Genomic DNA, 20,897 nt, shown 5'->3' with positions numbered 1-20,897 from the left:
CGTGAAAGCAATAAAAAATTACCGCAAAATAGTAACTAAATGTGAGAATTTTTTAGAAAACACTCACCTCCCTTGCATTTTCGATTTTCTTTTAATAATTTTGAAGCACATATAATCAAAAAATATAATTCATTATGAAAAAAATTCTACTCATTGCCTCATTAGTGGCGATTCCGTTTTTTGGAAACGGACAGATTTTTCAGGAAAATTTTGACGGGCAAGGTCCCGGAATTGGAGCATGGACCGTGATTGATAATGACGGGCTTACTCCCGCTGCAAATGTTTCCTTCATAAGTAATGGCTGGAACAGAATCGACAGACAAGGTGCCAACGGAAACTTTGGGGGACCCGCTGGTAATTTTGCAGCGATGAGTACCTCCTGGTACAATCCGGCAGGCACGTCAGACGACTGGTTGATCACTCCACAAATTGCACTGCCATCACAAGCAGCCTTCCTGCAATGGGATTCCAAAGCTCAGGATCCCGCTTACAGAGACGGATACAAAGTAATGCTTGCACCAAACGGCGGAAACACGATCGCTGATTTCACGGTGACTTTATTTACCATTAGTCAAGAAAACTCTGACTGGATTACAAGGCAGCAATCTCTCGCTCCTTATGCGGGCACCACTGTGAGGATTGCTTTTGTGAACAATTCCAATGACATGTTTATGCTATTGATGGACAACATCTCTGTTCAGCTGTCACCTACAGCACCACCAAACTGTCCTACACTGACTTCGCCAGCAAACGCTGCAACCGGTATTAGTTATTTGTCACCTGTGAATCTGTCGTGGTCTGCTCCAACTGGTGGAGAACCGGTAAGCAGTTATGACGTTTTCTTTGGCACCTCCGCCAATCCAACTACCTTATTGACCAATGTAACCGCTACCAGCGCAAGCGTACCTACAGCAAGTTTGGCTCCATCTACGACTTATTATTGGAGAGTGGAGGCGAAAAATGGAGCAGGTAACTCAACCGGTTGTTCAGAACGAACATTTACCACGATGGCGAATCCGGCCGCTCCTTATTGTGGACCGCTAGTTTTCTCTTTCGTAGAACCGATTACCAACGTTACTTTCGCTGGAATTAATAACACTTCTTCTGCAGCCACTTCTTCTGCGGCGCATGAATTCTTCCTTGACAAAATTGCAAACGTAACTGCCGGTGGCACCTACACCCTGAGTTTACAAGGGTATACCGGAGGAAATTACAACAACAAATTCTATGTTTTCATAGACTGGAACCAAAACGGTAATTTTAATGACCCAGGAGAAGCTATTCTGATAAACGGAACCCTGACCAATTCAACCGGATCCGACGGAAAAACAGTGACACAAGATATTGTGATTCCTGCCGATGCGACAATCGGAAACACCAGAATGAGAATTAAAAAAACATTCAGCACTGCATATCCTGATCCTTGCACCAACGGAAGCAGTTTTGGACAGGCCGAAGATTACACGGTAAACATTGCTTCTTTGGCTGTTTCAGATGTTACAAAAGCTCAGACCAAAGTGTATCCGAATCCGGTTGTTGATGTATTGAATATCGACGCAGCTTCAAAAGTAAATTCGGTTTCCGTTTATGACCTTTCCGGCAAAGTGGTTTCCACGCATCTTTTGAACTCGGCGAAATCCCAAATCAATCTTGCCAAATTAGCTCCGGGAGCCTATATGGTGAAGATTGATACCGAAAACGGGCCGCAAACAGTGAAAATTGTTAAAGAATAATTTTATTCAACTGTTGATAAAAAAAGGAGCCGTCTCAAAACAATAATTTGAGGCGGTTTTTTATTTTCAAATGAATTTGATGGATGAAAAATTTTGGCGGAAGCAGGCTAATTATGCTACCCTTTTTTCTGATGTATTATGCCAGCTCATGCAATCCGAGCTGCCTTCTGGTTAAGCTTTCAGAAGTGGGACCATGCTTATCCTGTCCAGAATGTCGTTCACAATGTGCACGGGATCATCCACGAAAATTAAGCCGTAGAAACGATGGGTAAACAAAACCAACCGGTTCCGAATACCATGTCTGAAACTTATTTATGCACTTGCCTAACAATGAAATACACATCATACCATAATAAAACAAAAAAAACGCCTATTTTTTAATCAAAAAGACCTCTCAGTTGGGAGGTGGCCACTTTCAGGGCAGGGCAAAAAAACTAAAGCCAACCAATTTAAATTCTTTATATTTATCCGAAAATTAGAAAAGGGATGAATATTTTGCTTGTTGAAGACGATAAAAGGATCAGCGATTTTCTCTTAAAGGGTTTAACAGAGGAGGGCCACCAAATCAGCCTTGCCAAAAGTGGTGAAGAAGCTCGTGAAATCATTTCGAATCACGAATTTGACATCATATTGCTGGACATCATGTTACCGGGATTAGACGGGATGCAGCTTACGCAAATGATACGTTTCAAGAAAAACTTTACGCCCATATTGGTGCTTAGCGCACTCAACAGTCCCGACGACAAAATAAAAATGTTGGATTTGGGTGCCGACGATTACCTGTCAAAACCTTTTCATTTTGCCGAATTACTTTCCAGAATCAAGGCTTTAACCAGGCGGAACACCAGAAACCTACAAGGTTTTTCGTCCGAAATCGTTTGTGGGAAGCTCGTCATTAATACCGATATGCATTTCGTGTCTTATAATGATGTAGAAGTCGAACTTTCACCAACGGAATACAGACTTCTTCTCCTGTTGATGCAAAACAAAAACAAAGTTGTTGGGAGAACACAGATCCTGAACCATGTATGGGGAATTGATTTTGACAACAACACCAATATACTGGATGTGTACATCTCCTTCATTCGAAACAAACTAAAAACGGATGGCGAAAAAATCATTCACACCGTAAAAGGGAAAGGTTACCTTATCAAGGATTAATCCATGACACTGCGCAAAAGATTTATTCTTATATCAAGTTTATCATTTGGGATCGTTACAATAATTACGTTCGTTGTTGTATTTCTCGGCTATTATGACAGTTCAAAGCAAGTGTATATGGACAAGCTTCAGAACAAGGCTTTGGTATCTGCGATTTATTACCTGGAAAAAGACGAGCTCCCGAAGGAAAGGCATGCCGAAATCAAAAAAGAATATAATAGGCTAATTAGCCGCGACAACGTTGCTGTTTATAATGATCGAAATCAGGTAACTTTTGGCGGGAACAAACTGGATCCCAACATAAAAAATCCGCTGCACCTTGATCTGGTCCGAAAAAACAAGCGACTAGAATTCATGTCTGGCGATTTTTTTTATTATGGTATATTTTACAAAGACAATCAGGGTAATTTTGTTGTTTTTGTAAAGAACTCCAACTCCTCTTTCAAGGACGAGATGTTCAGACTTTCGGTAATCATGATCTCTGCATTGGTTTTGGGCTTGCTGGTCATTTTTTTTCTCAGCATGTATCTTTCGAAGATTGCATACAGACCCATTTCCAAAGTGGTGGAAAAAGTAAACAACGCAGACTATACCGATATATCCAAGGCAATTACCTCTACCAATACCAACGATGAAATAGAAGAGCTCATCAAATCATACAATAAGCTTTTGGCCAGGATTTCGGAAAATATAATGGTGCAACAAAACTTCATTAATTATGTTTCCCACGAGTTCAAGACGCCTTTGGCCGCAATTTCAGGCTCCCTAGAAGTTTTTGCCCAAAAAGACAGAACGCCAGAAGATTACCGGAAAGTAGTCGCCGACTCACTCATCAATGTATATCAAATCGAAAGCATCCTTAGCAACCTGCTGTTAATGTCCGGGCTCACCAAAATTGAAAAAAAACACAGCCTTTTGCGGATTGATGAGATTATTTGGAATATTTACGAAAAACTTACGCAGAAAGCAGCCGAATTCCGCACGCAGATTGATGTGCGGTTAGAGGTTGAAAATCCCGGCAAACTTCAATTTCCTGGCAATGAAACCTTATTATATCTTGCTTTTTACAACATTATCGAGAACGCCATTAAATATTCCGACGAAAAGCCCATAGCCATCATCATCGCAGAAAACAACAACCACCTAGAGGTAAGCATTTTAGATCATGGGAAGGGAATCAGCAAGGAGGATCTGCCCCAAATATGGGAAACATTCTATCGCGGCCATAATGTGGCACATATCAAAGGAAGCGGCATCGGCCTATCTCTTTCCAAAAACATTTTCGAACACCACCACATTACCATGGACCTGCAATCCCAACTTAATAGAGGGACCCGTGTCACATTAACTTTCCCATGATATCCAATGCTTTAATCTAACATTAATATTCTGTTAATTTCATTCTAATTAGGCTTAAAGTTGATTTTAAACTTAACAGGATAGCTTTGTGGTCTTAAAAAATTAAGACATTGAAAAAGCTGGCCTCATCATTAATTTTCGTTTTCGGCATCACGAATCTGTCGGCACAAAGCGACAGTTTAAAAATGTCCCGAAAAGAAGCGGAAAGCATATTTCTTTCCAAAAACTTTGACCTCATCACGCAAAAATTAAATATCTCTCAGGCACGGGCACGTGTTCTGCAAGCAAAACATTGGCCCAACCCTACTTTAAGCCTTAGCGAAATAAATCTTTGGCGGACCTATGAAGTGGACGAGCTTCCCGGCATCATCGGAGACTGGGGCAAGACCTCGCAAATTGCGGCACAAATCGACCAAGTAATCCAGACCGCCGGAAAGCGCAGAAAAAACATCGAACTTCAGCAGATAGAAGTTCATGGTGAGGAATTCGAATTGCAGGAGGTCCTCCGAGAGCTCAAAAAAGATTTGCGCCATGTGATTACCGAAATCATCTACAACCAAAAGCAACAATTAATTTACAAAAACCAAATCGAGTCCATCGTAAAGCTCACAAAATCTTACCAAAATCAGCTGAGCGAAGGTAACATCAGCAAAGCGGAATATATTCGGTTAAAAGCACAAGAACTGGACTTTAAGAAAAAACTGGTCGCCCTGCACCAAGATTTAGAGGAATTACAAACCGAGATTAAAGCCTTTTTAATCCTGCCTGCGGACCGCCATGTTTATTTCGTGGACGATTTGGAGGTTCCACAAAAAGACATTTCTGAATCGAATCTGGTGCGCTGGACTCAGTTGGCGAAAGAAAACCGCCCAGACATTCTGATCGCCCTGAACCAAGAAAAGCACGCCCAAAAAAACTTGGAAATACAACAGGCGCTAAAAATCCCCGATCTCACTTTCTCCATCAACTATGACCGCGGCGGAAATATCATGAAAGACTTTATCGGCGTGGGGATCGCGATGGACCTACCAATCTTTGACCGCAACAAAGGAAACATTCAGGAAGCCAGAATCGAGATTGAAAAGAGCGGTATCGAAACCCGCAAAAACAAACTAAAAGCCGAAAACGAGATCACGTCGGCGATTAGGAATTACCAAAGAACGCAAAAGATTTTTGAGGACATCGATGCAGATTATGAAGAAAGCCTGGACAAGTTGCTAGTGAGCCATGAAAAAAACTTTAGACTGCGCAACATCAGCATGTTAGAGTATATGGATTTTTTAGAAACTTATATCGACAATAAACTCATCATTTTAGATACCAAGAAAGAACTCAATCAATACTTTGAAAATCTACAATACGCTGTAGGGCAAGATTTATAATTATGAAGACAAAATACATCATCTGCACAAGCTATTTGGCTGCAAGTTTACTCCTCAGTTGTTCACCTGGAAATAAAAACGAAGGACTGGAAACAAAAAAATACTGCATTTCCCAGGACTTAAAGAAAGATACCCGAATCACGGCAGTTAGCATGCAGCCTATCGAAGAAAGCATCACCTTAACGGGTGAAGTAGAAAGCAATTCCGATAAAACAGTGCCTTATGTAAGCATGGTGGACGGCGTTGTGGCGGATACCTTTTTCTCTTTAGGAGATTATGTTAAACAAGGACAAATTTTGGCCACGGTAAAAAGCGCATCAGTAAATGAAATGCAAGACGACTCGCAGACCCTGCAAGCGCAATTGGCGGTTGCAAAAAGGAAACTGTCAGCCGTGCAGTCCATGTACAAAGACGATATTGCCTCTCAAAAAGATTTGGAAGAGGCCAGAGCAGAAGTCAATATTCTACAATCCAACATTTCTAAAACAAGAAAAAACATGCAGGTGTATTCCGCAGGACAATCCACGATCCAAATAAAAGCACCCGCAAGTGGTTATGTCATCGAAAAAAACATTTCCAAGGGGATGCCTGTTGCTGCGGGTGGCGAACAATTATTTGTGGTTTCCAACCTCGACAAAGTCTGGGTAATGGCCAACGTTTATGCAACAAACATGCGCCATATCTATGTTAACCAACCCGCCGCCGTAAAAACCCTGGCCTATCCCGACGAACGCTTCAGCGGAAGGATCAACGCGGTTTCCCAAGTCTTTAATGAAAATGAACGCGTACTGAAAGCGAAAATCATCATGGATAATAACAACATGAAGCTTCGCCCCGGAATGTCTGCCGACATCGAACTGCCTATTAAAACTAAAGACCTATTGGCAATCGCGGTTCCCACAAAGTCTCTAATTTTTGATAATAATCAGAATTATGTCATTGTTTACAAAAACGATTGCGATATGCAAATCCGAATGGTAAACGAAATAAGCACCAATAACAACACCAGTTACATTGAAGGCGACATTAAGGCAGGCGAAAAGATAATTTCGACCAACGCCTTATTAATCTACGAAAACCTAAAGTCTAACATTACCCAAAATAAGAAGTAATGCGAAAATTTGTGCAGAACATCGTTTCTTTTTCATTAAGAAATTCTCTGATTGTCCTTTTCACAACCGCTTTATTATTGGCAGGCGGCATCTATGCTTATTTCCACACAGCCATTGAAGCCTTTCCGGATGTGACCAATACCAGAGCGAGGATCATCACCCAATGGCCGGGAAGAAGCGCGGAAGAAATCGAAAAATTCATCACCCTTCCCATTTCCAAAGAAATGAATACGATCCCGAACAAAACGTCGGTAAGATCAATCTCGTTATTTGGACTCTCAGTAGTAACGGTCACCTTTGATGATCATATTGATGATTTTTATGCGCAACAGTATGCTTCTAACCGAATGGGAAATGTGGAGCTTCCCAGCGGTGCCGATTTCGAGATAGAACCCCCTTCTGGTGCGACGGGCGAGATCTACCGCTATATCATCAAAAGTAAACTCCCTATTAAAGAAGTCACCGCCATCCAAGACTGGGTGATCGAGCGGGAGCTGCTTGCGGTTCCCGGCGTGGCGGATATTGTGAGTTTCGGCGGAGAGGAGAAAACCTACGAAATCAAAATCAACCCTACCGAACTTCACAATTATGACCTTTCGCCTTTAGATGTTTTTGAGGCGGTTTCTAAAAGCAATATCAATGTGGGCGGAGATGTGGTTTCCAAAGGGGACCAAGCTTATGTCGTTCGCGGCATAGGCCTTTTAGAAAGCAAGGCAGATATCGAAAACATCCAGATCGAAGTGAAAGGATCTACACCTATACTGGTAAAGCACGTTGCCGAGGTCAAAATCTCCGCAAAACCCAGACTGGGGCAAGTAGGCTACAACAGCCAAGACGATGTGGCGCAAGGCATCATTATTATGCTTCGAGGCGAAAACCCAAGTGCCGTGATTGCAAAGCTGAAGGAAAGGATTGCCGAGCTGAATGGCGGCGAATTACCGGGCGACGTAGAAATAGTGCCAATTATTGACCGCACCGAACTGGTGAACACCACCATCCATACCGTGTCCAAAAACCTGGTGGAAGGCATTATCCTGGTTTCTATTATTGTATTTGTTTTCTTATACAATTGGCGCACAACCTTTATTGTAGCGTCGGTGATTCCATTGGCGTTTCTGTTTGCCATTATCATGTTAAAAATCCAAGGTTTGCCGGCCAACCTCATCTCAATGGGCGCACTCGATTTTGGATTATTGCTGGAAGGGACCCTGGTCATCGTAGAACACGTCTTTGTAGCTTTAGAACTCAAGGCCAGACAGGTTGGTTTGCGGCGATTCAATAAAATGTCAAAACTCGGCATTATCAAGAAAAGCGCAGGAAGCGTTGCCAGCTACATTTTCTTCGCGTTACTTATTCTTATTGTTGCGTTAATGCCCATCTTTTCATTCCAAAAAGTGGAGGGCAAGATGTTCTCACCTTTAGCCTTCACCCTTGGTTATGCTTTATTGGGATCATTGATATTGAGCCTAACTTACGTGCCGGCAATGTGCAAGCTGCTGTTAACGAAAGACATCGTTGAAAAAGAAAATTTCATCTCCAGATTTTTCCGACAAAACATTTTCAAACTTTACCAGGTGAGCATGCGCTACAAAAAAGCCTTTATGGTTGGCTTCTTAGCTTTGTTGGCCTTGTGTGGCTGGAGGTTTTCAAATTACGGATCCGAGTTCTTGCCGAAACTCAATGAAGGCGCCATCTACATTAGAGCCACATTGCCCAACAGCGTGAACTTAGAAGAATCCGTGAGGCTAACAAAGGAAATGAAGCAAATATTGAGTAAATATGAAGAAGTGCAATTCGTGATGACCCAAACCGGTCGCCCCAATGACGGAACGGATCCGACAGGATTTTTCAACATTGAAATAAACATGCAATTGAAACCGGAAGACAAATGGAAGAAAAAAATCTCCAAAGACGAGCTTTTGGAGGAAATCCGAAAAGACCTTGAGCGCTTCCCGGGAGTTAATTTCGGCTTCAGCCAACCCATCCAGGATAATGTGGAGGAATATGTGGCCGGTGTAAAGGCACCTTTGGTGATTAAAATCTTTGGCAACGATCTATTTCAGCTGGAAGATTACGCCAAACAAGTCGCCAATTCAATCCGAAGTGTTAAAGGAATTACCGACATCAATGTTTTTAAAAACATCGGATTACCGGAATTGAGAATTCAGCTTCACGACTCCCAAATGGCAAAATACGGAGTCTCCACCGCCGATGCACAAGCGGTAATCGAAATGACTATCGGCGGGCAGGCCGCAACCAAATTTTATGAAAATGAAAGAATGTTTGACGTGATGCTTCGATATGAAAAACAATATCGGGACACCCCAGAAAAAATTGGCGACATCCTGATCCCCACGCATGACCATAAAAAAGTTCCTTTAAAGGAAATCGCTACGATCGATTACCACACAGGTCCTTCCTTTATTTATCGCGAAGGGAACAGCCGATATATAGGGGTGGGATTCAATATCGAAGGCAGGGACTTAGGAAGTACAATAGCCGAGGCCAAAGCTAAAGTAGCCAAAGAAGTTCAGCTCCCTAAAAACCACAAAATGCTCTGGGCAGGAGAATTTGAAAGCAAGGAGCGCGCAGCCAAGCAACTCGCCATGGTTGTTCCCATATCCCTGGTTTTAATCATGATGCTTCTGTATTTTAATTTTGGCAATATAAAAGACACCCTCATCTCCTCGATAACGTTAGCATTTGCCTTTATTGGAGGATTTATATCGCTCTGGACCACGGGAACCATCTTCGGAATCTCGGCCGGAATCGGATTCATCATCCTATTCGGGGTTGCCACCATTGACGGAATCGTCCTAATCGGTGTAATGAAAGAAAACCTCCTCCAAAGAATGCCGCTAAAAGAAGCAATTTCCGATGGGGTGAAAAGCAGAATCCGCCCAGTGGTGATGATTGCCCTGATGGGCTCTATGGGGCTGTTCCCTGCAGCAATATCCCATGGAATGGGTTCCGAAATCCAAAAACCTTTGGCGATTATGATTGTGGGCGGATTGCTCATCTGTATGCTTTTATCATTTACCATTTTGCCATTGATATTTTATTACTCCTACCGCAAGCCTTTGAAACCACGGGAATCTTAGAATACGCACTCAAAAATAAAAATTTCATTGAATAAAACTAATTGGAACCTCAATGATAGAGCCCGCGCGAAAGACCATTCCCATCACAGGAAAACAAATAAGGCAACCTCATACAGCAACTTACAGGTGTGCAGGCAACACCTTACTCAGCCAGGTGAAAATGAACGAAACATCTTATGTGACCTCAAAAAAAGATGGGAGGCAAATCCTAAAAAAATTGCAGCTAAAAAAAAACAAGCACTCCCTCTTTTTTGGGCTTTTAAATCTGCTTCCACTTAATTATTGCATTGAAACCTTGTGGGTTTCATAAAATATGGTTACTTTTGCACCTCGAAATAATTAACAAATTCATTTAACATTATGAACAATTACGAAACTGTTTTCATTTTAACTCCCGTTCTATCTGACGCACAGGTGGAGGAAGCAGTAAAAAAGTTTGAAGACCTGTTGACTTCAAACGGATGCGAAATCGTTGCCAAAGAAAATTGGGGACTGAAAAAATTGGCTTATCCGATTCAATTGAAAAAGAACGGATTTTACACTTTGATCGAATTCAAAGGTGAAGGAACAGTGGTTGCAGATTTGGAACTTGCCTACAAACGTGATGAGCGAGTAATCAGATATCTGACTACCAAATTAGACAAACACGCAGTAGAATATGCGATCACCAGAAGATCAAAGGCAAAAACTGCAAAAGCTTAATTTTAACCCTTAAAAAAATCTAGAGATATGGCAATCGACGATATGGCTAAACAAGCCTCAGCTGGAGGAGAATCTGAAGTAAAATTCCTTACTCCGCTTGACATCAATACAAAATCAGAAAAAAAATACTGCCGATTCAAAAAATTCGGAATCAAGCATGTAGATTATAAGGATGCAGACTTCCTTCTTCAGTTCGTGAACGAGCAGGGAAAAATCCTTCCAAGAAGATACACTGGAACTTCTTTGAAATACCAAAGAAAAGTTTCCTCTGCCATCAAAAGAGCAAGACATTTGGCTTTGATGCCGTATGTAGCGGATCTTTTGAAATAAGACTTTAAGAAACAAGAGAAAAGAGAATCAACCTTTTGGCGAGTTCTCTTTTTTTAAGTTGCTGAATAAATAATTAATTCTAACGATTTTTGGATAAAAGCAGAGAAACTTCGATGAAGACCTCATTCGTCTATTCTCTTTTTTCTTTCTACTTTTCTCTAAAACAAAAAAACGGACAACAACAATGGACATTATTCTAAAAAAAGACGTAGAAAACTTAGGACTTGAGTTCGATACAGTAAGTGTAAAACCAGGTTACGCAAGAAACTTCCTTTTGCCACAAGGTTTGGCAGTTTTGGCAACCCCAAAAAACAAAGCCGCTTTGGAAGCTACTTTAGAAGCAAGAAAAGAGGAGGAAGCTAAATTGATCGCTGCTGCAAACGCAATCGTGGACCAATTGAAGAAAACTGTAATCACCATCGAAGCAAAAGTAGGTAGCGGTGACAAACTTTTCGGATCTATCAACAATGCAAACCTTTCTGAAGAATTGGCAAAAGCAGGTGTAGAAGTGGATAAAAAATACATCAAAATTCCAGGAAGCACCATCAAGAGAACTGGTAAATTCTCTGCATTGATCAGACTTCACAGAAATGTGGAACATACTTACGAATTCGACGTAATTTCTGACGCTCCGGTGGAAGTGGCTCCAAAAGCTGCTCCGGCTCCTAAAAAAGTGGAGGCTACAGAAACTTCAGAAGAAGCTTAAGATTTATTATTCCACGAAGGAAAACCCATATAAAAATCCCGCAGATTATTTTGCGGGATTTCTTGTTTCCGATATCTGCACCCTCAAAGCATAATTCCCTCAATTCCCTTCTCCGTATGGAATGGGATCTTTCAGGATGATTTTAAGTTTCAGGGGCACTCCATCTCTATTCAACTCAAAATTAACGGCAGTTCCATCTTCACCCTTCAGGATATCGTAAATTTTCTCCAAATTGAAAGAACCGACTTTTCGGCCATTAATACTGATGATCTTATCACCTTTTTTAAATCCGGAATCGCTGCATGGTGAATCTTTTCGGCACCCTGCAATGGAATATTTCGGCACCAAAACAAAATTGTACTGAAACTGATCCGGCGTGAAGGGCACATTGATGCCTTCACTTTCGCGGTTGCTCCTTTTGGGTTCAATCCTCACCAAATCTCTTTCCCAGGTCATTCCGTCGTGTTGTATATCCAGTCCGCTCTTGTTAAAAAGAAATGGGTCTTTGTAATGGTTGTTTTTCCTCAGAAAGATCTTCTTATCGGGATAATCAAAAATCACCGAAAATCGCCTCAAAATCTCACTTCCCACAGAACCTTTCCGATCGGGAACCAACCGGAGATTTTGGATGGAATATTCATCGGGCATTGCAGTCAGTGGTTTTTCGAAGACGAAATCACGAAGATACAGGCGATGGATCCTGCTGCGTTTTCCATAGATATCCCCATTAAATCCCTGTCCCAAATAATCCTCAATATTGGGTCGGTTGTAAACGAATTGATCTATTAATTTCGGGAAAAGCCACACTGCATCGCTGTTTCCAAGATCGATCAGCATTTTGGAGTCCACCTTTTTGTCCACCATTTCCACTCCCACGGTGATATAGGGTTTATTTCCTTCAATCGTAATGGGGAATTCCTCGAACTTTTTACTTTTTTGCTGAAAGGTCTTTTCATCATTGAAAACCGTAATTTTCTTCGTGTTAAAATCAATCTGCACCGGGTGATTTTGGAAGAATTCGAAACCTATGATTCCATTGACCGGAATTCCTATATGTGCCGAAAAATTAATGTCCTGATCCACGATAATGAAAACAGTATGCTTGGAATCTTTAAAGTTTTTGCCGATGGTGACTAGATTATTTTCAGACTTTAAACCTTCAATAGTCTTGGTTTCACCCAGTCCGGAAAATTTTATCTTTTCTATATCATTAAAATTCACATCTTTGTTTTCCAGACTGAACAGGATGGTCTCATTGACCCCAGAATCCAGCAAAAACGTCAGATCTACCCCATTGATATTCAAAGGAATAAAAACCAGATTGTTGATAAACTGAAATGGAATAACCGTTTTCTTCCCGCTGGAAACCCGAAAACCTTCCTGTCCAAAAGAAATGGCGAAAATGAAAACCAAAAGTATCTTCAAAAATTTCATTCCATGAAGTTACAATATTTTGCTCAAAAGAAAGCTTTGTTTTTATGCCCCACCTTGAATTTTTTCGCTCTTCTTCAATCCTTTAAAGAAGATTTCAACAACAGATAAATCAATCGCAGTTGCATTTCCGTCTTCGGTGCCGCTTCATTTCATTGTCCCAGAAAGGATACAGTTTTAGGGCAAAATAAAAATCCGCCGAATGCAGTTTCTTTTGACTAAACAGCATCGGAAGTAAGTTTTCACTTCCCAGAATCAAAGGTCCCACCCGGAAATAGCCACCAAACTGCACATCGCGGTATTCATAAAGCGACGAAGAAATTCCATAGCCAATCACCGGTTTTTGCACGGTGTAGGAAATATTGAAGATATTACTCCGCCTTAAAGAGTTTTCGAAAACGGGAACCCGCTGAATCCAGTTGGCATTAACAAACTTGTTAGTTCCCACATTTTTGCTGAAATTCACGTGAATGCTCGTAGGCAAGCCGATTTTGAATTCGGTTCCGCGCAAAGACTGATGGGGATCTCCATAAACCTCATCGCTCAAGGTTTGAAGAATTTTCTGTGGATCGTCGAACTTTTTATTTTCAAACGCCGGGTTATCCGTAAGCTGAATGGCGGATCCCGTGAAATTGTGGTTCTCGCCTGTGAAATTAACATAACCAAAATCAAGGATATTAAAACTCAGTTTGGTGTCATATTCGTCAGCATCATCATCCTGGTCGAGCATGGTCAATCCAAAGTCAATTCCGAAACCGGTTCCTGCTCTTTTGGGTTCGTAACGTTTGGTACTGAAATTATAATTGGTGGCATAACTTGCATCGATGTCAAAATCATGAGCCGAAATAATCTTCTTCCCAATCCCCGAAGAGTCCGTCGCCGTAGTCCTTCGCAACTCGAGCGACTTTTCGGAAATCAAGACACCATCCAATCCGTTTTCATATTTTATATTTCCACCTATAATCCAGTGTTTATCTGCGTATGGGAAAATCTTGGTGGCAAAATTGAAACCTAATTCTGCCCAATTCATGAAACTCAGTTTCAAGGGCTGCATCTCATATTTTTCCGGTTCCAGAATCCCCTGATTGTCAAACCTTATATAATTATCCGCATTAATCGTGGAACTCTGCGTTCTCAATCTGGAAAAAAAACCAAAGGCGTACTTTCTATCTTTTATGTTAGTTCTAATACTAAAAGATGGGCCATAAAGGTCTGAACTAAAATGGTAGGTGGAGAAATCTTTGTTGTAATAGTCAAAAACATTCGGCGTGTTTGTCCCGGTGACATTTTTTGGGATACTCGCCGTCTTGATGGTGGATCCTGGCAAACCCAAAATATGCTGGCTGGAAATATAGCCATAATCATTCTGTACAAATACATCTTCGGCAAGCAAGTTTACTTCCCAAGGATTCGGGTTGAGGAAAATATGCGTCGGCGAAATCCCGGCGGCATTGATCCCGCTGTAGAGATCATTGCCGAAAAGGTAAGAATCCTGTCCCAAAACATGGCCGCAAAAAAAGAGTGTGACCACAAAAAAAATACTCTTTTTCAACTATTTAGATTAAATTACACTGGTTCTACAATAACAAATTTAGTACAGAAATATTTTAGAATCCATAAAAATAAAAAAAGTGAAACCTCGGCTCCACTTTTTTTACAATCTTGACCCCCATTTAGTACCCAAAAATATCCTCCAAAGTCATTTCATATACCATTCCCATTTGTGACATCGCATTTTGGTCCAGGTTTTCACGTTTCCCGATAATCGCAGTGTTGTAAGTGAGTGGCTTTATTTTTTTGTAATAAAAATTGGTCAAATCCGCCAAAGTCAATTTCTGTATTTCGGAGTACATATTTTTTCGAATATCATAATCAACTCCCAATTTTTTGAGATTAAGTTGGTTGAAAAAAATATTGGTTCTGGTAATTCTACTAGACGCGATTTGCTTCAGCACGGCATTTTTTGCATTTTCAAACTGGGCCGGAATCTGTGGAAACTCCGCCATCAAATCGTCCATGGCATTCACCGCTTCAGCGAGTTTGTTGGCTTGCGTTCCTATATAGGTGGTTACATAATCCGGATGGTTCAGCTCTGGATTCGCCACATAGGAAACATATGCAGAATAAGCCAAACTCTTGCTCTCACGGATTTCCTGGAATACGATGGAGGAAAGTCCCCTTCCAAAATACTCATTGAAAACATTGATTTTTCCAAAATCTTTCAAATCCACATTGGATGCTTTTCCGGTTTTTGCCATTTCGGTTTGAACCATGTCATAATTCGTGAAAAACACCTTTCCGGAAGTCTCCGGTTCGGGATAAATTTTTCTTTCGGGAGTTTTCAGGGTTTCTGCCTGAATAAATGGTTTCACATAATTCTTAAAACCGGCAAAGTCTTTTCCATAAAAGAAAATCTGATAATCCATTTTCAGCAGGCTCTGAATTTTTTGAGTCATCTCCTGCGATTGGATGGATTGGAGTCTTTCCTTGGAAACCACATCTGTCATTCTGGAATCTTTGCCAAATTTGGCAAAATTCGACAGTGCGTTCATGATCCGCTGCTTGTCTTTTTTGGCAACTTCCCTGCTTTCCAAAATCGTGTCCACATACTTCATGTACACCTTTTGATCAGGTTTGGCATCGTGCATCCAATTTCTTAAAAGCTCAATTCCTTTGGCCATATTTTCTTCTAATCCCGCCAAAGAGATGGTCAGCTGATCCGGACCGGTTTTGAAATCGTTAGTAATTCCCAATTTAAAAAATTCCTGTTTAAGTTCCTCAGCAGAAAGTTGCCCGGTTCCCAAATACTGCAGAACCTGCGTTGCCAAACCAAGTTCTTTGTCATGATCGCTGCCAAAAGGGAAAATGAAATAAACCTGAGCAAGATCGTTATATTTATTTTCCACAAAACTGACCTTCTTTTTCAAAACACTGTCGATTTCAATTTCTTTTGAATAATCGATGAACACCGGTTGAAGGTCTGCTGTTTTTTCCGCCAAAATTTGCTTCAAGAACTGCGATTGATCTTCCCGATTGATTTTCACGGGAGTTATCCCAGGATTTTCAACACGGACTAATTTATCATTGGTGCCTTTTTCTTTTCGTACGACAACATAATTGTCCTTGAAAAAATCGTTGGCGAATTTGACCACTTCTGCCTTGGTGATTTTTTCATATTCATTGATTTCATTGAGTTCTTCTTCCCAGCTTTGACCAGCGATAAAATTGTTGTAAAGTGCAGTCGCCAATCCATTTGCCGTCTCGAAATCCTTCATCCGCTGAATCTTGAAATCGGTGACAATGGCCGGAATCAGCCAATCCGGAAACGCCCCTTTTTTCACCAGGTCAATTTGTTCAAGCAGAAGTTCCTTTGCTTCTTCGAGCGATTGTCCATTTTTTGGAATAATCACCAGCGAAAAATTTCCGTAAGTTTTGAAGGGAGAATTGTAGGCCACTGCATGAAGCGCCACTTGTTTATGGTTAATATTGAGGTCTATCAATCCCGATTCTCCGGAATTGCACAAAATATTGGCAACCAGATTTGCAATCCTCTCCTCTCGGGTTCCGTAGGAACTGCTTCTCCACGCCATCTGCAGCCGAGGAGCGGTTGGACTTTTCACCGTTCTTTCCACTATTTTGGTCATGGGCTCTTCCGAAATCGTTAATTTTTCAGGGAGTTTTTTGTAGGGCAACTTTCCGAAATATTCATCGACCAACTTGATGGTCTGATCAAAATCCAAATCCCCCACCAAAATCAGTGCATAGTTATTTGGAACGTAGAACGTATCGAAATATTTATGAATCGCGACCATGGAGGGATTCTTCAGATGTTCGCCTTTCCCCAAAGTGGTTTGTTGTCCATTCGGATGTTTGGGGAAAAGCGCGTCCATCAACTCATAATTCACCAAACGTGCATCATTGTCCTGCGCGCGGTTAAATTCCTCGTAAACCGACTCCAATTCAGTATGAAACAACCTCAAAGTCAATTCCGAAAACCGCTCTTTTTCTATTTGAAGCCATTTTTCAAGCTCATTGCTTGGAATATTATTCTTGTAAACGGTTTCGTCTAGCCAGGTGTGTGCGTTGGTTCCGGTTGCACCCAATGAAGAAATCGCTTTGTCATATTCATTTGCGATGGCAAATTTGCTCGCTTCCTGAGATATTTCGTCAATCTTTTTGTAGATCATCTTTTTCTTTTCGGGATCAACTTCAGCTTTATGTTCTTCGTAAAGCTGAGCAATCTGGTCCAGAAGCGGCTTTTCTTTCTCCCAATTAGCAGATCCCAATTTTGAAGTTCCTTTGAACATCATATGTTCCAGATAATGCGCCAAACCGGTATTATCAGAAGGATCGTTATTACTTCCTGTCCTTACCGGAATATAGGTTTGAATTCTGGGTGCGTCATCGTTTTTTGCCAAATATACTTTTAGACCGTTTTTCAAAGTATAAATTCTGACCCCGTTTTTATCGTTTCTTACCGTTTCGTAGGGATATTCGGATTGATCTGTGATGGTGATTGTTTCAAATTTTTGTGCTTTCGCCATAAGTTAGGGGCAATTTTGAAAATCATTAATTCCGTTCATTTTTCTCCTTTCTGATTTCAAATTTAAAATTGGTGAGGTTTGAGCATATTTTCCGGATCCAGAATATGATCCAGTTTTTCTTGAGACAAGATTCCTTTTTCCAACACTAAATCGTAAACACTTTTTCCGGTTTCCAGAGCTTCTTTTGCAATGGCAGTCGAATTTTTGTAGCCGATGTATGGATTTAAAGCGGTGACAATCCCAATGCTGTGTTTCACCATGTTTAAGCAGTTCTCCTTGTTGGCCGTGATTCCGTTGACACATTTCTCCCGTAAGGTATCGATTGCATTTCCCAGGAAAATATTGCTTTCCATGATGGAGTGAGAGAGCACCGGCTCCATCACATTCAATTGAAGCTGACCTGCTTCTGCGGCGAAAGTCACTGTCAAATCGTTGCCTATCACTTTATAGCAGACTTGGTTCACCACTTCTGGAATTACCGGATTTACTTTTCCAGGCATAATGGAAGATCCCGGCTGCATCGGTGGCAGATTGATTTCAAAGAGTCCGGCGCGAGGTCCGGAAGAAAGCAACCTCAAATCATTACAGATCTTTGAAAGTTTTACCGCCAAACGCTTCATCGCGGAAGAATAGATCACATAAGAACCCGTGTCAGGTGTTGCTTCGACCAAATTTTTTGCAGAAATAATGGGAAATCCTGAAATCTGCGCAAGGTTCTTCGCACATAATGTGGCGTATCCTACAGGTGCGTTCAATCCTGTTCCAATCGCGGTTGCGCCCATGTTGATTTCCACGAAAAGGTTTGCATTCGCATTCAGTTTTGAAATATCTTCCTCAAGGTTTTCCGCAAAAGCCTCAAACTCCTGACCGAGCGTCATCGGAACTGCATCCTGCAACTGGGTTCTACCCATTTTGATCACACCGGCGAATTCATTTCCTTTTGTACGGAACGCCAGAACTATTTTTTTCAGTTTTTCCACCAGTTCCAGATTCATATTAAGCAAAGCTATTTTGATGGATGTAGGATAAGCGTCATTGGTGGATTGAGATAGGTTGATATGATCGTTTGGCGAACAAAACTGGTAATCGCCTTTTTCTTTTCCTAATTTCTCCAAAACACGGTTTGCAATGACTTCATTCGCATTCATATTCACCGAAGTTCCAGCTCCGCCTTGGATCATATCGATTGGGAACTGGTCATGCAATTTTCCGGCAATGAGTTCGTCACAGGTCTCTGCAATTTTGTGGTAAAGGTTTTCTTCCAGCAAACCCAATTCGTAATTGGTTTTCGCGGCAGCTTTCTTCACCATCCCTAAAGCAGCGATGAAGTGTGAATAAGAAGAAAGCTTCTGCCCCGATATTTTGAAATTGTCAATTGCGCGCTGGGTTTGAACTCCATAATATGCATTTGCGGGGACCTGGAGCGTACCGAGCAAATCGGTCTCATTTCTGAAATTTTCCATAAAAATAATTTGATGAAAAGTTAAGGTTATTTAATGAATTTTAAAAATTGATTTTGTCTAAAAACATAATAAAATCGGACGAATCGACCTCGTCCGAAATTTGGTTTTCCAAATAAATCCTGATGAATTATTTGCTTGGATATTTTTGGTTTAGCGCCTGAAGAATCGCCCAGGTTTCTGCGTCCATCACACCGTCTGCTTTTTCCGGTCGGAAGTGATATTGAAATGCTTCAATCGTTTTTTTCGTCGCATCATCCATTGAACCGGAAGTCACTAGGTCATAACCAAAGCTCTGCAAGGCAACTTGATATTTGTAGATAAATTGTGGGGTGGTAAGATTTACAGCAAAGTTCGGATCATTGTTTACCGTGGTTTCTAGGAAGTTTTGTTTGGCAGCTTCGTCATACCACATTCCAATTTGATATTCGTCGTAAAGCTGTTTCCATGGGAATTTGGGACCGGGATCCTGTTTTCTGGTTGGCGCAATGTCAGAATGTCCCAATATGTTGGTTGGTGCAATCATGTAGCGGTTCGCAATGTCTTTCACCAGTGCCGCAACTTTCTTGATTTGCTCTGCATCAAAGCTTCTAAATATTTTTTGTCCGGAAGCATCTGTCGTAAAACCTGCATTCACTATTTCGATTCCGATGGAAGTATCGTTCAGCATTTTATCATTTCTCCAGGCACTGATTCCGGCGTGATAAGCTCTTTTGTTTTCGTCAACAAGTTGGTAGATTTCACGATCATTAAAATTATTGACCAAATAATGGGCACTCACCGACTGCTGGGTCAAAACCTTGACAGACTTATCATCATCTAATGCAGTGTAGTGCAGGATAATATATTTTTGCCGAAAGTTTTGTGCTACGGCGGGGAAATAAGTGTTCACCACATGATAACCTGCGGGATTTGCAGAAACTATAGAGCCATAACTGATAGTGTTGTCGTTTTTCGTGGGGTCAGCAATATTTACCCTGTAGAAATTGTAGCCGCCGTCATGCTTTACTGCTGGTTTTGGGGGAACGGCAGGTTTTGTGGTCACCGAAATATTGTTTGCTGTTGGTTTTGTTTGATTATTTTTCACCGGCGTTTGAGAGCCGCACGAAAGTAGCAAAACACTTAACCCAATGACAAATAATGTATTACGCATTATCATTGATTTTTTAGGATTCAATATCCAAAAATACAAAAAAAATTAAGTAATATTTTTTGGTAAATATGGAAAACAATTATATATTTGCACTCGCAATTACAGAAAAGGAGATCTTAAAAAAATTGCTAAGGAGGGTTGCCGGAGTGGTTAACGGAGCAGTTTGCTAAACTGTCGACCCGCAAGGGTCGCGTGGGTTCGAATCCCACACCCTCCGCAACCTTTGGACAATTTACTCGGGGCGTAGCGTAGTCCGGTCATCGCGCCTGGTTTGGGACCAGGAGGTCGCAGGTTCGAATCCTGCCGCCCCGACATTTTTGGAATTCCTTCGGGAATTTTTTTTTACCTTAATGGGTGCGTAGCTCAGCTGGATAGAGCATCTGCCTTCTAAGCAGACGGTCCCAGGTTCGAATCCTGGCGCGCTCACTACTGATAATCGAGACTTTACAGATTTGTAAAGTCTTTTTTATTTCTACCTGATCCAACATCAATCCTGCAATTTCAAGCTCAGCAGTACAACTTATAAACAAACCGTAATTGTGACCACCTGAGGTTGGATCAGTTTTAAAACTTGGGGGAAGCTATGGAAAGCATTAATTTTGCTGGATGTTAAGTAGCTACGAAATCCTCCGACTTTTATTACCTGAATTTTTGATAGAACATTTCGATATTACCGCCATTAGTAATATTGATGATGTTTTACATATTTCTTTTGAAGAAAAA

Annotated in this window: 14 protein-coding genes and 3 tRNA genes; 12 read left to right on the top strand and 5 right to left on the bottom strand. The window is 41.2% G+C overall.

Annotation, left to right across the window (positions count from 1 at the left end; genetic code table 11):
* Positions 1-134: 134 nt before the first annotated feature.
* The 9 genes from ACM44_RS11185 to rplI all read left to right on the top strand — a co-directional run bounded on the left by ACM44_RS11185 (position 135) and on the right by rplI (position 11,586).
* The gene (locus tag ACM44_RS11185; RefSeq protein WP_048500136.1) at positions 135-1,733 is read left to right on the top strand and encodes a T9SS-dependent choice-of-anchor J family protein; all 1,599 of its coding nucleotides are present in this window, start codon (positions 135-137) and stop codon (positions 1,731-1,733) included.
* 486 nt (positions 1,734-2,219) lie between these two features.
* On the top strand, positions 2,220-2,894 hold the full coding sequence (locus ACM44_RS11180; RefSeq protein ID WP_048500135.1) for a response regulator transcription factor: 675 nt from the start codon (positions 2,220-2,222) through the stop codon (positions 2,892-2,894).
* 117 nt (positions 2,895-3,011) lie between these two features.
* Positions 3,012-4,253 (top strand): sensor histidine kinase, encoded by a 1,242-nt coding sequence (locus tag ACM44_RS11175; RefSeq protein ID WP_241477177.1) that lies wholly within the window; start codon positions 3,012-3,014, stop codon positions 4,251-4,253.
* A gap of 110 nt (positions 4,254-4,363) precedes the next feature.
* A complete protein-coding gene (locus ACM44_RS11170) occupies positions 4,364-5,635 on the top strand; it encodes a TolC family protein (protein ID WP_241477176.1) in 1,272 nt (423 codons plus the stop codon).
* A 2-nt stretch (positions 5,636-5,637) separates the two neighbouring features.
* Positions 5,638-6,747: an efflux RND transporter periplasmic adaptor subunit gene (locus tag ACM44_RS11165; protein WP_152669345.1), complete on the top strand. Its 1,110-nt coding sequence runs from the start codon at positions 5,638-5,640 to the stop codon at positions 6,745-6,747.
* Complete coding sequence (locus ACM44_RS11160; protein WP_048500131.1) at positions 6,747-9,848, top strand: efflux RND transporter permease subunit; 3,102 nt, start codon at positions 6,747-6,749, stop codon at positions 9,846-9,848. The genes ACM44_RS11165 and ACM44_RS11160 overlap by 1 nt, the downstream gene beginning before the upstream one ends.
* Positions 9,849-10,208: 360 nt before the next feature.
* The gene (rpsF, locus tag ACM44_RS11150) at positions 10,209-10,550 is read left to right on the top strand and encodes a 30S ribosomal protein S6 (RefSeq protein WP_048500129.1); all 342 of its coding nucleotides are present in this window, start codon (positions 10,209-10,211) and stop codon (positions 10,548-10,550) included.
* A 27-nt stretch (positions 10,551-10,577) separates the two neighbouring features.
* Entirely contained in the window at positions 10,578-10,880 is a 303-nt protein-coding gene (gene rpsR / locus ACM44_RS11145; protein ID WP_048500128.1) for a 30S ribosomal protein S18, read from the top strand.
* A gap of 184 nt (positions 10,881-11,064) precedes the next feature.
* Entirely contained in the window at positions 11,065-11,586 is a 522-nt protein-coding gene (gene rplI, locus ACM44_RS11140; RefSeq protein ID WP_048500127.1) for a 50S ribosomal protein L9, read from the top strand.
* Between the two features lie 99 nt (positions 11,587-11,685).
* Here the strand turns inward: rplI and ACM44_RS11135 are convergent, their stop codons facing one another.
* The 5 genes from ACM44_RS11135 to ACM44_RS11115 all read right to left on the bottom strand — a co-directional run bounded on the left by ACM44_RS11135 (position 11,686) and on the right by ACM44_RS11115 (position 20,174).
* Complete coding sequence (locus tag ACM44_RS11135) at positions 11,686-13,020, bottom strand: PDZ domain-containing protein (RefSeq protein WP_048500126.1); 1,335 nt, start codon at positions 13,018-13,020, stop codon at positions 11,686-11,688.
* Positions 13,021-13,129: 109 nt separating this feature from the next.
* Positions 13,130-14,548, bottom strand: coding sequence for a hypothetical protein (locus ACM44_RS11130; RefSeq protein WP_152669344.1), 1,419 nt, complete (start codon positions 14,546-14,548; stop codon positions 13,130-13,132).
* 142 nt (positions 14,549-14,690) lie between these two features.
* On the bottom strand, positions 14,691-17,561 hold the full coding sequence (locus tag ACM44_RS11125) for a M16 family metallopeptidase (protein ID WP_048500124.1): 2,871 nt from the start codon (positions 17,559-17,561) through the stop codon (positions 14,691-14,693).
* 62 nt (positions 17,562-17,623) lie between these two features.
* Positions 17,624-19,024 carry an aspartate ammonia-lyase gene (gene aspA, locus ACM44_RS11120; protein ID WP_048500123.1) on the bottom strand — a complete coding sequence of 467 codons (1,401 nt, stop codon included), beginning with the start codon at positions 19,022-19,024 and terminating at the stop codon, positions 17,624-17,626.
* Positions 19,025-19,151: 127 nt separating this feature from the next.
* Positions 19,152-20,174 (bottom strand): N-acetylmuramoyl-L-alanine amidase, encoded by a 1,023-nt coding sequence (locus ACM44_RS11115; protein ID WP_048500122.1) that lies wholly within the window; start codon positions 20,172-20,174, stop codon positions 19,152-19,154.
* Positions 20,175-20,306: 132 nt separating this feature from the next.
* Between ACM44_RS11115 and ACM44_RS11110 the strand changes: the two genes are divergently transcribed.
* The 3 genes from ACM44_RS11110 (at position 20,307) to ACM44_RS11100 (ending at position 20,600) form a co-directional block, all read left to right on the top strand.
* Positions 20,307-20,391, top strand: a tRNA-Ser gene (locus ACM44_RS11110).
* Positions 20,392-20,411: 20 nt separating this feature from the next.
* Positions 20,412-20,486: transfer RNA gene (locus ACM44_RS11105), tRNA-Pro, on the top strand.
* A 40-nt stretch (positions 20,487-20,526) separates the two neighbouring features.
* Positions 20,527-20,600 (top strand) — tRNA-Arg (locus ACM44_RS11100).
* Positions 20,601-20,897: the final 297 nt, after the last annotated feature.

Source organism: Chryseobacterium koreense CCUG 49689, from assembly GCF_001045435.1.
Taxonomy (GTDB): domain Bacteria; phylum Bacteroidota; class Bacteroidia; order Flavobacteriales; family Weeksellaceae; genus Kaistella; species Kaistella koreensis.
Note: the sequence above shows the minus strand (reverse complement) of the source record. Positions and strands in the feature narration are given on the sequence as shown.

Coding starts and splice junctions, on each gene's coding strand:
- ACM44_RS11185 (WP_048500136.1), top strand. CDS start 135: ATGAAAAAAATTCTACTCATTGCCTCATTAGTGGCGATTCCGTTTTTT.
- ACM44_RS11180 (WP_048500135.1), top strand. CDS start 2,220: ATGAATATTTTGCTTGTTGAAGACGATAAAAGGATCAGCGATTTTCTC.
- ACM44_RS11175 (WP_241477177.1), top strand. CDS start 3,012: ATGGACAAGCTTCAGAACAAGGCTTTGGTATCTGCGATTTATTACCTG.
- ACM44_RS11165 (WP_152669345.1), top strand. CDS start 5,638: ATGAAGACAAAATACATCATCTGCACAAGCTATTTGGCTGCAAGTTTA.
- ACM44_RS11160 (WP_048500131.1), top strand. CDS start 6,747: ATGCGAAAATTTGTGCAGAACATCGTTTCTTTTTCATTAAGAAATTCT.
- rpsF (WP_048500129.1), top strand. CDS start 10,209: ATGAACAATTACGAAACTGTTTTCATTTTAACTCCCGTTCTATCTGAC.
- rpsR (WP_048500128.1), top strand. CDS start 10,578: ATGGCAATCGACGATATGGCTAAACAAGCCTCAGCTGGAGGAGAATCT.
- rplI (WP_048500127.1), top strand. CDS start 11,065: ATGGACATTATTCTAAAAAAAGACGTAGAAAACTTAGGACTTGAGTTC.
- ACM44_RS11135 (WP_048500126.1), bottom strand. CDS start 13,020: ATGAAATTTTTGAAGATACTTTTGGTTTTCATTTTCGCCATTTCTTTT.
- ACM44_RS11125 (WP_048500124.1), bottom strand. CDS start 17,561: ATGGCGAAAGCACAAAAATTTGAAACAATCACCATCACAGATCAATCC.
- aspA (WP_048500123.1), bottom strand. CDS start 19,024: ATGGAAAATTTCAGAAATGAGACCGATTTGCTCGGTACGCTCCAGGTC.
- ACM44_RS11115 (WP_048500122.1), bottom strand. CDS start 20,174: ATGCGTAATACATTATTTGTCATTGGGTTAAGTGTTTTGCTACTTTCG.